10 protein-coding genes and 2 pseudogenes are annotated in these 14300 nt (G+C 57.7%); 7 read left to right on the plus strand and 5 right to left on the minus strand.

What is annotated here, in order from left to right; translation table 11 throughout:
- Positions 1–223 precede the first annotated feature (223 nt).
- The 6 genes from recC to AACY18_RS16965 all read left to right on the plus strand — a co-directional run bounded on the left by recC (position 224) and on the right by AACY18_RS16965 (position 11927).
- Positions 224–3676, plus strand: coding sequence for an exodeoxyribonuclease V subunit gamma (recC, locus tag AACY18_RS16940; protein WP_339465443.1), 3453 nt, complete (start codon positions 224–226; stop codon positions 3674–3676).
- Positions 3673–7362, plus strand: a complete 3690-nt coding sequence (gene recB, locus AACY18_RS16945; RefSeq protein WP_339465444.1) for an exodeoxyribonuclease V subunit beta — start codon at positions 3673–3675, stop codon at positions 7360–7362. The genes recC and recB overlap by 4 nt, the downstream gene beginning before the upstream one ends.
- Positions 7359–9464 (plus strand): exodeoxyribonuclease V subunit alpha, encoded by a 2106-nt coding sequence (recD, locus tag AACY18_RS16950; protein WP_339434128.1) that lies wholly within the window; start codon positions 7359–7361, stop codon positions 9462–9464. The genes recB and recD overlap by 4 nt, the downstream gene beginning before the upstream one ends.
- A gap of 122 nt (positions 9465–9586) precedes the next feature.
- Positions 9587–10162 carry a YfiR family protein gene (locus tag AACY18_RS16955; protein ID WP_221730501.1) on the plus strand — a complete coding sequence of 192 codons (576 nt, stop codon included), beginning with the start codon at positions 9587–9589 and terminating at the stop codon, positions 10160–10162.
- The gene (locus AACY18_RS16960) at positions 10159–11427 is read left to right on the plus strand and encodes a diguanylate cyclase domain-containing protein (protein WP_339465446.1); all 1269 of its coding nucleotides are present in this window, start codon (positions 10159–10161) and stop codon (positions 11425–11427) included. Before AACY18_RS16955 ends, AACY18_RS16960 begins: the two co-directional genes overlap by 4 nt.
- 5 nt (positions 11428–11432) lie before the next feature.
- Positions 11433–11927, plus strand: a complete 495-nt coding sequence (locus AACY18_RS16965) for an OmpA family protein (protein WP_339434130.1) — start codon at positions 11433–11435, stop codon at positions 11925–11927.
- On the opposite strand, the pseudogene AACY18_RS16970 reads toward AACY18_RS16965, so the two are convergent.
- Positions 11924–12061, minus strand: a pseudogene (locus AACY18_RS16970) (LysR family transcriptional regulator); the annotation flags it as partial. The gene AACY18_RS16965 and the pseudogene AACY18_RS16970 overlap by 4 nt on opposite strands.
- 43 nt (positions 12062–12104) lie before the next feature.
- Here AACY18_RS16970 and AACY18_RS16975 point away from each other — a divergent pair.
- Entirely contained in the window at positions 12105–12848 is a 744-nt protein-coding gene (locus tag AACY18_RS16975; RefSeq protein WP_339465447.1) for a hypothetical protein, read from the plus strand.
- Positions 12849–12930: 82 nt separating this feature from the next.
- Here the strand turns inward: AACY18_RS16975 and AACY18_RS16980 are convergent, their stop codons facing one another.
- From AACY18_RS16980 to AACY18_RS16990, 4 genes and pseudogenes are all read right to left on the minus strand, one after another.
- Positions 12931–13407, minus strand: coding sequence for a hypothetical protein (locus AACY18_RS16980; RefSeq protein WP_339434132.1), 477 nt, complete (start codon positions 13405–13407; stop codon positions 12931–12933).
- 141 nt (positions 13408–13548) lie between these two features.
- Positions 13549–13701, minus strand: coding sequence for a DUF7683 domain-containing protein (locus AACY18_RS28120; protein WP_445261496.1), 153 nt, complete (start codon positions 13699–13701; stop codon positions 13549–13551).
- Positions 13698–13868, minus strand: a pseudogene (locus tag AACY18_RS16985) (colicin E3/pyocin S6 family cytotoxin); the annotation flags it as partial. The pseudogene AACY18_RS16985 and the gene AACY18_RS28120, both read right to left, overlap by 4 nt.
- Before the next feature lie 190 nt (positions 13869–14058).
- Complete coding sequence (locus AACY18_RS16990; protein WP_339434133.1) at positions 14059–14298, minus strand: pyocin S6 family toxin immunity protein; 240 nt, start codon at positions 14296–14298, stop codon at positions 14059–14061.
- Between the last annotated feature and the right edge of the window lie 2 nt (positions 14299–14300).

Consider the following 14300-nt stretch of genomic DNA (forward strand, 5'->3'; position numbering starts at 1 on the left):
AGCAGTGAAACGATGCATCGCCGATGGTAGTGTGGGGTTTCCCCATGTGAGAGTAGGTCATCGTCAAGATTAAATTCCGAAACCCCAATTGCGAAAGCAGTTGGGGTTTTGTTTTGCCCGCAGGAAAGTTCTTACAGCCCGTAGGGCCTTCTTCCGGCTGTCACAACCTGCCGACAGTGCTAAGGTTCTGCCCTGGCTTTTGTTCTTTCCCAAGGAAGCTTTTATGCCGGACGCCCAGTCCCTCAACGCTGCATTCATGGTGGTTCAGAGCAATAGCCTGGATGAACTGCGCAGCCTGGTGGTCAGCATAATGCGGCGCTATCCACTGGCCCCCCTGGAAAACGAAATTGCTCTGGTCCAGAGCAACGGTATTGCCCAGTGGCTCAAATTGGCCTTGGCCGAAGATCCTGAAGACGATGACCTCGGCGGCTGCGGTATCGCCGCCGCGATTGATGTGCAATTGCCTGGCAGTTTCATGTGGCAGCTCTACCGCATGGTCTTGGGCCGAGATGAAATTCCAGCCAAATCCCTGCTTGATAAAGCTCCGCTGACCTGGCGGCTCATGCGCCTGCTACCTCAGGTCATCGACCGTCCGCATTTCGAACCACTGCAACGCTTTCTCACTCACGACACCGACTTGCGCAAGCGCTATCAGTTATCCGAGCGTCTGGCGGATCTCTTTGACCAGTACCAGGTATATAGAGCCGACTGGCTGGAGGATTGGGCTGAGGGACGGCATCAATTGCGCAACGTCAGAGGCGAAGTAAAACCACTGCCGCCTACCAGTTGCTGGCAAGCCGAGTTGTGGCGTGCGTTGCTGGATGACGTTGGAGAGTTGGGCATGGCTCAAAGTCGTGCCGGTGTTCATCAGCGATTTATCGAACGCATCAATACGATTGAAGAAGCCCCAAAAGGGATTCCTTCGCGAGTGATCGTTTTCGGGATTTCTTCCTTGCCAGCCCAAGTGCTTGAAGCACTGGCCGGGCTCGCACGTTTCAGTCAGGTTCTGCTGTGTGTACACAACCCATGTCGTCATCACTGGGCCGATATCGTCGCTGATAAGGACTTACTGCGTCATCAATACAAGCGCCAGTCCCGCAGGAGCGGTATGCCGGTGATCCTGGATCAGGAAACACTGCACCAACATGCCCACCCGCTTCTCGCAGCATGGGGCAAGCAAGGTCGTGACTACATCAACTTGCTCGACAGCTATGACGATCCGAATAGCTATCGCGCAGCTTTCCGCGACGGACGTATCGATCTGTTCAGTGAGACCCGGCCACAGAATCTGCTTAATCAACTACAGGACGACATCCTGGAACTGCGGCCACTCAATGAGACACGCGAGCACTGGCCTCCTGTTGAGCTGAACGAAGATCAGTCGATCCGTTTTCACATTGCCCACAGCGCCCAACGCGAAGTTGAAATCCTCCATGACCAGCTGTTGGCACGCTTCAGTGCCAACCCGGATTTACGGCCGCGCGATGTAATTGTGATGGTGCCGGACATCGACAGCTATGCCCCGCATATCCGTGCAGTGTTTGGTCAGCTTGATCGACATGACCCACGTTGCATCCCATTTACCCTGGCGGATCAGGGCCAGCGTGGTCGGGATCCATTGCTGATCGCCGTCGAGCATCTACTTAAACTGCCTGACAGCCGCTTTCCGGTGAGCGAAATTCTCGACCTGCTTGACGTTCCAGCATTACGTGCGCGTTTCGGTATGGAGGAGCGCGATTTACCGACGCTGCATCGCTGGATCGAAGGCGCCGGCGTGCGCTGGGGAATGAACGCTGAACAACGTGCCGGTCTAGGCTTGCCGGACGAACTGGAGCAGAACAGCTGGCATTTTGGCTTGCGCCGAATGTTGCTGGGCTATGCCGTTGGCAGCGCCAATGCCTGTGCGGGTATCGAACCCTACGACGAAATCGGCGGATTGGATGCTGCACTGATCGGGCCATTGGTTGCCTTGCTCGATGCACTGGAACTCGCTCATCAGGAACTCACGCAACCGGCTCAACCCAACGTGTGGGGTCATCGCTTACAGGCGCTGATGCAGTTGTTCTTCAAGGCCAGCAACGAGCACGATGACTACCTGCTCACCCAGTTGGAAGAGCTTCGTGAAACCTGGCTGGAGACCTGCGAGGCTGTGGGCCTGAAAGATGAATTGCCGCTGACCGTGGTTCGCGAGGCCTGGCTCGCTGGACTGGATCAGGGCAGACTGTCCCAACGCTTTCTCGCCGGTGCAGTAAATTTTTGTACGTTGATGCCCATGCGTGCCATTCCCTTCAAACTCGTCTGTTTGCTGGGGATGAACGACGGCGATTACCCCCGCGCGCAACCGCCGCTCGATTTCGATCTTATGGGCAGCGATTACCGTCCGGGAGATCGTTCCCGGCGAGAGGATGATCGCTATCTTTTGCTCGAGGCGCTGCTGTCTGCCCGTCATCAGCTCTACATCAGTTGGGTCGGCCGCAGCATTCGTGACAACAGTGAGCGGCCGGCTTCGGTGCTGATCGGCCAGTTGCGCGATCACCTTGCCAGCGGTTGGCGATTAGTCGACGAACGTCAGGATTTATTGCACGCCATGACCGAGGAGCATCCGCTGCAACCGTTCAGTGCGCGCTATTTTCATGAGGGCGATCAACTGTTCAGCTATGCCAGCGAATGGCAGGTATTGCATCAACATCAGGCGCCCCAAAACGAGGTGGAGTTGCTCGCTCCGTTTGTTCAAGAAGAGCCGCTGAGCCTTACCCTGCTGCAGGACTTCTTGCGTAACCCCGTCCGACACTTTTTCACCCAGCGCCTCAAGGTGTATTTCGAAGCCGCCGAAGCGCCGCTCGCCGACGAAGAGCCTTTTGTCCTGGACGCTTTGCAGCGATATACACTCAGCGACAGCTTGCTCGAAGCTGCGCTCAGACAGCCGGATAATGTCGAGCAGGCGCTCGCGGTTCAAGCCCTGCGTTTGCAAAACAGCGGACTTCTACCCATGGCCGGTTTTGGTGAATGTCTGCAACGTGAGTTGATCGAGCCGTTACCCGATCTGTTGCAGCGCTATCAACAGTTACTGACGTTATGGCCGACACCGTTGACCAGTGCCATCCCGATCTCTATGGAGCTGCAGGGCTTACGCCTTGAAGGTTGGCTTTCGGGCTTGCATCAACGTGCCGACGGTGGCGTGTTGTCAGTCACGACCATCCCCAACAGCATCGGCTCGATCAAGAATCGCAAATGGCATCGACTGACCAAGCCTTGGGTTAATCACTTGGTCGCCTGCGCCAGCGGACTTCCGATGGCCACGGCGTTGGTGGCCAGCGATGACACCTTGCTGCTCGAACCGATGGAGCCAGACAGAGCTGTTCGTTTCCTTGGGGATCTTCTTCTCGCCTGGCAGGCTGGAATGCGGCAACCACTGCCGATCGCGGTAAAGACCGCATTCGCCTGGTTATCACAGACTGATCCGCTCAAGGCTGAAGCCGCGGCGCGTAAAGCCTATGAGGGTGATGGCCAAACCAGTGAGGGCGAGCGCCGCGAAAGCCCGGCGCTGTCACGGCAATATGCCGACTTTGAGGCCTTACTCGCAGACGAGACGTTCTCCGGTTGGTGCGATACCTTGTATCGTCCTTTGCTTGAAGCGCCCTGGCGTTCGTTGTCCAGCGAAGGAGCTCGGTCATGAGCAAGAAAATACCGCTGGCTCTGGCATTCCCATTACGTGGTAGCCAGTTGATCGAAGCCAGTGCCGGCACCGGTAAAACCTTCACTATTTCTGCGCTGTATCTGCGTCTGATTCTGGGCCATGGCGGCGAATCGAATGGTTTTGCCCGAGAACTGTTGCCACCGCAGATTCTTGTGGTGACGTTCACCGATGCTGCCACGAAAGAGTTGCGCGAGCGAATTCGCACTCGCCTTGCCGAGGCCGCGCGCTTCTTCAGAGACGAGATACCCGCTCCTGACGGATTGATCGCGCAGATGCGCGAACAATTCGAATCTCAGCAATGGCCCGGTTGCGCCAACCGTCTCGATATCGCCGCGCAATGGATGGACGAAGCGGCGGTTTCCACCATTCACAGTTGGTGTCAGCGCATGTTGCGCGAGCACGCTTTCGACAGCGGCAGCCTGTTCACTCAGTCGCTGGAGACTGATCACAGCGATTTGCTCGGGGAAGTGCTGCGCGATTACTGGCGACTGTTCTGTTATCCGATGCAGGGCGATGCCTTGAATTGGGTTCGCAGCAATTGGGGCGGGCCTGCTGCGTTGTTGCCTCGGGTGCGTGGCCTGTTCGCCAGTGAACGCGACAGCGACGAAGGCAAGCCCCCGGCGGAGCTGATCGACGAGTGTCTGCAAGAGCGCCGTGCAGCGCTGATCGAACTGAAAATGCCTTGGCGTCAGTGGGCTGACGAGTTACTCGCCATCTGTCATCAGGGCGTCGCGAGCAAAACCGTCGACGGTCGCAAGATGCAGGCGCGCTACTTTGAACCGTGGTTCGAGAAGCTCAAAGCCTGGGCCGAGGACGAGTGCCTCGAGCAGCTCGACATCGGCACCGGATTCACTCGACTGACGCCCGACGGTATGGCTGAGGCCTGGAAAGGCCATGTCCCACGTCATCCCGGGCTGGATGCCATGTCGAGCCTCAAATCGAGTCTCGATGCTTTGCCGACCCCCGACGCCGCCGTTCTGCAACATGCCGCCAAATGGGTAGGTGCGCGTTTTGAGGAAGAGAAGCGTCGCCGCGCCGAAATGGGCTTTGACGACATGCTATTGCGCCTGGATGCAGCCCTGCAATCTGACGGGGGCGAGCGCCTCGCGACGTTGATCCGCGAACAGTTCCCGGTCGCGTTGATCGACGAATTCCAGGACACCGATCCGGTGCAGTACCGAATCTTCGAGAGCATTTACCGCATCGAAGAAAACAATCCGGATACCGGTCTGTTTCTGATCGGCGACCCGAAGCAGGCGATCTACGCGTTCCGCGGTGCGGACATCTACACCTATCTGCGCGCCCGGCAAGCCACGACAGGCCGACTGCATACATTGGGCACCAACTTCCGTTCAAGCCATGGCATGGTGGACGCGGTCAACCACATATTCGAACGCGCCGAATCCCGGGAGCAGGGACGCGGCGCGTTTTTGTTCCGGGAGAAAAACGGTGAGAACCCGGTGCCGTTTCAACCTGTCGACGCGCAGGGCCGTAAAGAAACACTGCAGATTGCCGGGCAAGACGTTGCGGCGCTGAATGTCTGGCTATTGTCTTCCGATCAGCCCCTTTCTGGCGTGGTCTATCGTCAGCAGTTGGCATCGGCATGTGCCAGTGAAATCACCGCGTTGCTCAATGGGGGGCAAGCAGGTGTTGCTGGATTCGTACAAGAGGGTAAAGACTTCAGAGGTCTGCGCCCTTCTGACATCGCGATCCTGGTGCGTGACGGTAAAGAGGCCCAGGCTGTGCGCGGCGAACTCGCTGCCCGTGGCGTGCGCAGCGTGTATCTGTCGGACAAGGATTCGGTATTCGCCGCGCAAGAAGCTCACGACCTGCTGTCCTGGCTTAAGGCTTGCGCCGAACCGGATGTCGAGCGCTCGCTCAAGGCCGCGCTGGCCTGCATCACCCTGAACCTGCCATTGGCGGAGCTGGAGCGTCTGAATCAGGACGAACTGGTGTGGGAAGCTCGCGTCATGCAGTTCCGTGGCTACCGTGAGCTGTGGCGCAAACAAGGCGTCCTGCCGATGTTGCGACGCCTGCTGCACGATTTTCATTTGCCGCAAACCCTGATGACCCGCAGTGACGGTGAGCGCGTGCTGACCAACCTTTTGCACCTGTCCGAGCTGATGCAGCAAGCCGCTGCGGAGCTGGATGGTGAGCAAGCGTTGATCCGCCACTTGGCCGAGCTTCTGGCGTTGTCCGGTCAGGCCGGTGAAGAGCAGATTCTGCGTTTGGAAAGTGATGAGCAACTGGTCAAAGTCGTGACCATTCACAAGTCCAAAGGCCTTGAGTATCCCTTGGTATTTCTGCCCTTCATCTGTTCGGCCAAACCAGTGGATGGCAGCCGGTTGCCGCTGCATTACCACGATGCATCGGGCAAGGCTCAAGTGAGTCTGAGGCCGACGGCCGAATTGATTGCGCAAGCGGACGACGAACGTCTGGCCGAGGATCTGCGCTTGCTCTACGTGGCCCTGACCCGTGCGCAGCATGCTTGTTGGCTGGGAGTGACGGATCTCAAACGCGGCAATAACAACAGCTCGGTGCTGCACCTTTCGGCGCTGGGTTACTTGCTGGGTGGCGGAGCATCTCTGGGGGAGTCCAGTGCGCTGAATCGCTGGCTGCAAGACCTGCAACGCGACTGCCCGGCAATCAGCACGGGTGAAATGCCCCAGGCCGCCGACGAGCATTACCTGCCTCCACGCAATGACGCTGTGCTCTGTGCCACGCTATCGCCCAAGCGCAAGGCCAGTGAAAACTGGTGGATTGCGTCCTACAGTGCATTGCGCATCAGCGACATTTTGAGTGTGGGCAGTGATGAAGCGCCTGACAGTCCTCAAGCACAAAAGTTGTTTGATGATGAACGCCTTGATCCCGATGCTCCGCGAGACATCATTGCCGGCGGTGCGGATATTCATCGTTTCCCTCGTGGTCCCAACCCGGGAACGTTCCTTCACGGTCTGCTGGAGTGGGCAGGTGAAGACAGTTTTGCCGTTTCCCGCGAGGCGCTGGAGGATGCGATTGCCCGTCGCTGCAACCTTCGTGGATGGGAAGGCTGGATCACCACCCTGAGTGACTGGCTGCAACATCTGCTCAAATCCCCGTTGCCAATCGCTGACGGGCAGCCTCCCGTCATTCTTGAGCAATTGAAGCAGTACCGCGTCGAGATGGAGTTCTGGTTCGCCAGCCATAAAGTCGACGTAGTCAAACTCGACGAACTGGTGCGTCAGTACACCCACAATGGCGTGGCACGGGTGGCGGCAGAGCCGGTGCAGCTCAATGGCATGTTCAAAGGATTCATCGACCTGACCTTTGAACACGATGGTCGTTATTACGTGGCCGACTACAAATCCAACTGGCTGGGCGTTGATGAACTGGCCTACACCGCGCAGGCCATGGAGCAGTCGATCCTCGACAACCGCTACGACCTGCAATACGTGTTGTACCTGTTGGCGTTACATCGTCAGCTCAAGGCTCGCTTGCCAGATTACGATTACGACCGGCATCTCGGCGGTGCGCTGTATCTGTTTCTGCGCGGGACTCGCGCAGACAGTCGCGGTGTATATTTTGCCCGTCCGCCCCGTGAATTGATTGAGCGCCTCGACCGGATGTTCCAAGGCAAACCCGAACCCAAGGCCGAGCCCGCATGGGAACAGGGAGTCCTGCTATGAGTCGCACCTTCGACGATCTGCTGCCGACCCCGTTGACAGCCGACAGCCTGTCCTCGCTCTCGCCTCTGACCCGTGCTGAAGACTTGCTGTTGCTGCTCAATCGTTGGGTTGAGCGAGGTTGGTTGCGTGCGCTCGACAAGGCGTTCGTGGCATTTCTTCACGAGCTTGAGCCGGATACCGATCCACTGGTATTGCTCGCTGCGGCACTGACCAGCCATCAGCTCGGGCATGGCCATGTGTGTCTGGATTTATTTGAAACCCTTAAAGCCCCGGATTTTGCCCTGTCGCTCCCGCCCGAAGGCGATGTGCAAGGGGGTGTGCTGTTATTGCCCTCGCAACTGCTTGAAACGCTCGATGGCGCCCATTGGTGCAAGGTTCTGGCGGGTAGTCCCTTGGTCGCCCTGGCGGCGGATAGCCGTGATGCGGCGCAACAGCGGCCGTTGGTCTTGTCATCAAAGCGGTTGTACCTGCGACGCTATTGGGCTTACGAGCGCCGTATCGATTCGGCGCTACGCCAACGTCTCGCCCAAGTTGAGGCGACGCCGGGTGATCTGCCGCAGCGACTGGATGAACTGTTCGGCTCAGCCAAGCCTGGCGAGGTGGTCGACTGGCAGAAACTCGCCTGTGCTCTTGCCACGCGGGGTGCCTTCAGCATTATCACGGGCGGTCCCGGCACCGGTAAAACCACCACCGTGGTGCGTTTGCTCGCGCTGCTTCAGGCGCCGGCGGTCGAGGCAGGCCTACCACTGCGCATTCGTCTGGCAGCACCGACTGGCAAAGCGGCTGCGCGGTTGACCGAGTCGATCAGTCAGCAAGTGCAAACGCTGACAGTCGCCGAAAACGTGCGGGCCAAGATCCCCTGCGACGTCACCACGGTGCATCGCTTGCTTGGCAGCCGTCCCGGCACCCGGCACTTCCGGCACCATGCCGGTAACCGCTTGCCATTGGATGTGCTGGTGGTCGACGAAGCGTCGATGATTGATCTGGAAATGATGGCCAATCTGCTCGACGCGTTGCCGCCGCATGCGCGTTTGGTGTTACTGGGCGACAAGGATCAACTGGCCTCCGTGGAGGCCGGTGCGGTGCTGGGGGATCTGTGCCGTGATGCCGAAGACGGTTGGTACAGCCCGCAGACCCGGCAGTGGCTGGAGTCGGTCAGCGGCGAATCCCTGGCGGCCGGCGGTTTGCATGAAGACCTCGACGGTTCCCATCCATTGGCTCAGCAAGTGGTCATGTTGCGTCACTCGCGGCGCTTCGGCGAGGGCAGCGGCATCGGCCAGCTCGCGCGACGGGTCAATCAGCAGTTACCGGAGGAGGCGCGGCAGTTGCTGGCGACGGGGCACTATGACGATGTGTTTTCGTTGCTGCTCAAGGGCGAGCACGATCACAAACTGGAGCGCCTGCTGCTCGAAGGCCATGGCGATGGCCCGCAAGGTTATCGGCATTATCTGAGTGTGCTGCGCAATCAGCGTCCACCTCTGGGCAGGCCGCTCGAGCATCCGGACTGGATCAGTTGGGCCCGTGAAGTCTTACAAGCGTTCGACACCTTTCAGTTGTTGTGCGCGGTGCGCAAAGGGCCATGGGGTGTTGAAGGCCTCAACCAACGCATCACCGCCGCGCTGCTCAAGGCACGTCTGATCGAGAACGACCAGCAATGGTACGAAGGCCGCCCGGTACTGATGACCCGTAACGACTACGGTCTTGGTTTGATGAACGGTGACATTGGCATCGCCCTCAAACTGCCGGAACGCGAAGGGCCTGACGCTGGAAAGCCGGTATTGCGCGTAGCCTTCCCGCGTAATGACGGTCAGGGCGGGGTACGTTTCGTGTTGCCGAGTCGGCTCAATGACGTCGAAACCGTTTACGCCATGACCGTGCACAAATCCCAGGGCTCGGAGTTCGCCCACACGGCGCTGATTCTGCCGGATGCCTTGAATCCCGTGTTGACCAAGGAATTGATCTACACCGGTATTACCCGGGCCAAGCACTGGTTCACACTGATCGAACCGCGCACCGGTGTATTTGAAGAGGCGGTACAGCGCAAGGTCAAGCGTCTGAGCGGGCTCATGCTGGAACTGGAGGAGGGTGCCGAGCCTCTTTGAAGGTAAACGCAAAGATTTTCGGTAATTTCTGACCAGTCAGTCAGGGGTCGCTGTTTCGCTGGTGATTCACCGCTGTGCTATCGTTGCGGCATCATTTCGCTGCGATTGAAGAGAATACCTGCATGAAGGTGGCTTTCTGGGCGACAGAGCGCGTGGTTCGCTGCAAGCACGTAGTGCTTGTCGGTCTGCTCTGGTTGTTGGCGGGTGTGGCTGTCGCGCAACCGCAAACGCCGACGGGCATGGCTGAGCAGCGTGCCCGTTCTGTCACCAAGGTCGTTCTTGGCATCCTCAGCTACGCACGCTGGCCAGTGGAACCTGCGCAGTTGCACCTGTGCATCGTCGGCCCCACCGAATACACCGATGACCTGGTCAAAGGCACCACTCAAGCCACCGGCAGGCCGGTCATTGTGCGTCGCCTGCTGGCCGACAACCCGGCCATCGTCAGTGAATGCGATGCGGTGTACATCGGCAAACTGACCGCAGATGAACGCAGTCGCCTGTTCACTTCACTGATTGGTCATCCGGTGTTGAGCATCAGCGAAGGCGACGATCAGTGCACGGTCGGCAGCCTGTTCTGCCTGCGGGTGGGCGACGATCAGGTGGCCTTCGAAGTCAATCTCGACTCCGTTGCGCGTAGCGGCGTGCGCATTCATCCAAGCGTGTTGCAACTGTCCCGTCGTAAACCGGCGGCGCCATGAAACGGTTCAGTTCCAAAGTTCGTCCCACTCTGGGCTCGGTCATCGGTCGCGGGCATTTGATTGTGGCGCTGGTGGCTGTGGCAATGGCCAGTGTTTCGCTGACCCTGCTGGGCGTTCTGGCGCTGCGGGTCTATGCGGATCACAACTTGCACCTGATTGCGCGCTCGATCAGTTACACCGTCGAAGCGGCGGTGGTGTTTAACGACAAGGCTGCGGCCACCGAAGCGTTGGCATTGATTGCCTCCACCGAGGAGGTCGCCGATGCCCAGGTGCTCGATGCTCAAGGCCAACTGATAGCGCGCTGGCAGCGACCGGAGAACGGCTTGATCTCCGAACTGGAAATGCAGACCGCCCGCGCCATCCTGGAGAAACCGATCAGCCTGCCGATCCTCCATCAGGATCGTGAAATTGGACGCATCCTGCTCACGGGGCATGGCGGCAGTCTGATGCGCTTTCTGCTGAGCGGTCTGGCGGGGATCCTTCTCTGTACCGCGATCAGTGCCTGGGTGGCGCTCTATCTGGCGCGTCGGCAGTTGCGTGGCATTATCGGCCCGCTGCACAGCCTCGCTACGGTGGCCCACGCCGCCCGCAGTGAGCGAGCACTGGACCGTCGCGTGCCGCCGGCGCAGATCGCCGAGCTCGACAACCTCGGCAACGACTTCAATGCCTTGCTCGACGAGCTCGAATCCTGGCAAAGCCATCTGCAAAGCGAAAACGAAACCCTTGCCCACCAAGCCAGCCACGACAGCCTGACCGGGTTGCCTAACCGGGCATTTTTCGAGGGCCGCTTGATCCGTGCCCTGCGCACCGCCAGCAAGCTCAACGAGCGGGTGGCGGTGTTGTTTCTTGACAGTGATCGCTTCAAAGGGATCAACGACAATTTCGGCCATGCCGCCGGCGACGCGGTGTTGGTGGCCATCGCCAATCGTGTCCGTGCGCAATTGCGTGAGGAGGATCTGGTGGCGCGACTGGGCGGTGATGAGTTCGCCGTGTTGCTCACGCCGCTGCACAAAGTCGAAGATGCCGAGCGCATTGGCGACAAGATTCTCACCAGCATGGACATGCCCATCGCGCTGCCCGGCGACAGCAGTGTCGTGACTTCGCTCAGCATCGGCATCGCGGTTTATCCCGATCATGGCGTCACGCCGGGTGCTTTGCTCGATGCTGCCGACGCGGCAATGTATCAAGCCAAGCGCTTGTCTCGCGGCGCTCAATTCACCGCTGGGTCGGAGCACCCGGTCGATTCCGTTCAAACCAGGAGCTGACTCTCGTGTTCACACTTTCAATTCGCATTATTTCTGCCCTGCTGTTGTTGGCCTCACTGGCCCTGACCGGTTGCCAGACTGCCCCGCAAAAGGGGCTGACCCCGGCACAAGTCGCAGTGCTTAAACAACAAGGCTTCGAGCTGACCGACGAAGGCTGGGAGTTTGGTCTGTCCGGTAAGGTGTTGTTTGGCAGCGATGTTGAAAGCCTGAACACACAAAGCACCGAGATCGTCGAGCACATCGGCAAAGCATTGATGGGTGTCGGCATCGAGCGCGTGCGGGTCGATGGTCACACCGATGCTTCAGGCCAGGAAAATTACAATCAGCAACTCTCGCTACGCCGCGCCAAGAGTGTTGCCAAAGTGCTCGCCACAGTCGGCATGAAGCAAGAGAACATTCAATTGCAAGGCCTGGGCAGCAGCGAGCCAGTGGCGTCCAACGACACCGCGGCGGGCCGTACGGAAAACCGTCGGGTGTCGATTGTGGTCAGCGCTGATTAATCGGCAAACCGCATCTCCCGAGTCTGCCCCATCAACAGACCCTGATTACGCTCGGTCACCTCACGGATGTAATCCCACAACAGGGTGATCCGCTTCAACTTGCGCAAGTCCTCACGGCAGTACATCCAGAACTTCAAGGAATTCAGGTTAACCCAATGATTACGGGGGCTAACCGCCATGAGTATCCTTGAAGTTCGACCTGCTGTTACAAGCACCGTTACAACCCTCGCTTTTCCCTCGAAGCCGACCACAAGGCTCGCTAAGCCCTATCACTACAGACGCAACGGTATTTACTACATGCGTCTCAGGACTACGGGTAGCACCACTGAGGCTGCTGCGGTTTCTCTTCAGACCAGCAACAGGCGGGACGCATTGGACGCCTCAGAGCAGCTCGCTGGATTCGTCAGGGCCTTTCATCTGGAGAACCCCGAGGCGCCGTGGAGCAAGCTGAAAGAACATTTCCGTGCTGTCTCGGTGGAACTGTTTGAGTCAGGACGTGATGGTAACGTCACGCAGGTGTGGGGCGATTTGCACGATAGTAATGCTGGACCTGTTGGCGGTTCGACCAGGCCCGTGAAGTCCGTAGAGAACGTTCCTGTGTCCCTTTCTGTACTGTCGCCAGCGATGACGTTTGAGATTTTCTCGGCGCTCTACTTGGCTGACCGTGGGCAAGACCAAAAAACCTCAACCCTGAAGGAAACCAAGATTTGCCATGGAACAATCGCGTCGGCTCTTGGAGAACTGGACATGCAGACTCACTCACGGGCGGATCTCGTAGCACTGCGTGAGCACCGTGTTAAGCAGCTCGGATGGGGCGCCGGATATCCAGCAAACTTATTTTTTCAGGCTGCTACACAAGCGACCCCACCCTATAGCTATTTCCAAAAATCGGCGGGGCCAGGAACTGGCTGGATCGAGTGATGTAGCGATCTTTATCGCTCGCTCACACCTTCAGTTTAACCGCCGTGCAGGATGACAGTCCTTTGGTGTGGGCGGGTCTTGATTACAGCACTACATCTTTGTCTTTCAACGCTATTTCTATCACCTGCTCTGGGGATAGTTGCTGTGGATAATCTGCTTCATCGAAGTATTCGTCTGGCCAGAAGATCAGATCGGATATGCGTGCATTGGGTATGTTGATTGCCAACATGCTCAACCAGAACTCGACTTCATGGTCATCGCCATCACCCTCCATAACCCTTCGAGCCAGCTCAACCAACTCTTGCTTGGTCACGTCGGTCACGCGCCGCTCATACGGTGTTGCTAAGACCTTGCGAACCCATGTGTCGTGAGATTGCCCACCATAGATTCCCTGAAAGTCGATGAACTCAAGTGCGGTCATTGCTTCCCGATTGAATGCTGCCACCTGACTCTGGGTGTGTTCTTCGTGCCCGCAATCAATTTCTTCGGAAAGTTTCGTCAGTCGAGCAACCAAAGACTCGTCCAGCAACGGAGGCATTAAATCAGGGCGAAGCTCCATATTTTCTTTCACACTCCATTGATTATTCTTTGAATCCCGGCAAGCCTTGAGCGGCGCAGGTCAGCTCAAATTACAGGTGAGCTGGAAGATAAAACCCGGGTCGAAAATTCGCCTGCCTGCTAAAGCCTCAATGGCTGCGAGCTATGCGACGCTAAGGTTATAACCCTCATCTCCGCGTTGAGGTGAAGACCAGTTCATGATTTTAGCTAACTGAACATCACACCCGTTCGGAAGGTCGATCTCAAAAGCTAAAAATTCGGTTTCTTTGTCAAAAGCTTCAACGGTGTATTTCACGGTTCGACCTCGCGAGTCTTATTTGCGTCTTTAGTTTGCTGTCCAGTCTCGGGATCAAACTCCCCGAGGTGCTTGCCGCGTTTGTTGTACATCTCAACAGCACCATGCTGGCTATCCCACTCGAGAATACTGCCATCCCTAGTTTTCCACCGTTTGCGCAGCCCCCCGCTGATCATGGGAAGCTCCTCTCCGAAGTGGCGGTTTTCCAGCTTATCGACATCGTGGACTTTCCCACCCTTGGCTACTTCGTCTGCATGGTGCAGCTCGAATGATCCACGCTTTCCCCGCTCTATCCCTATAGCGTGCCTTTGGTTCTTGCTTGCCTGTTCGCACGAGAGGACTGGCAATCGAAAATTTTCAGCCTCGTACACCAATAAAAAGATCTAATTCAGTTGGCAATTGCTCATTCATTGCAGTTGAAATTTGCCGGACTTGCTCAGGCGTTAGTAGAAGCTCGCCATCACATTCAGCCGCAAGACTTTGCCATCCGAGAATACCCATTACCGCTTTTTCAAATTCAGGCAGAACTGTTAAAGAGTACTTCAACGAGTCGTCTTCGTTATCTTCGTCCAAAAAACCGCTGATCCATAAATGCATGG

The organism is Pseudomonas sp. EA_65y_Pfl2_P74 (genome assembly GCF_963970575.1).
Taxonomy (GTDB): domain Bacteria; phylum Pseudomonadota; class Gammaproteobacteria; order Pseudomonadales; family Pseudomonadaceae; genus Aquipseudomonas; species Aquipseudomonas baetica_A.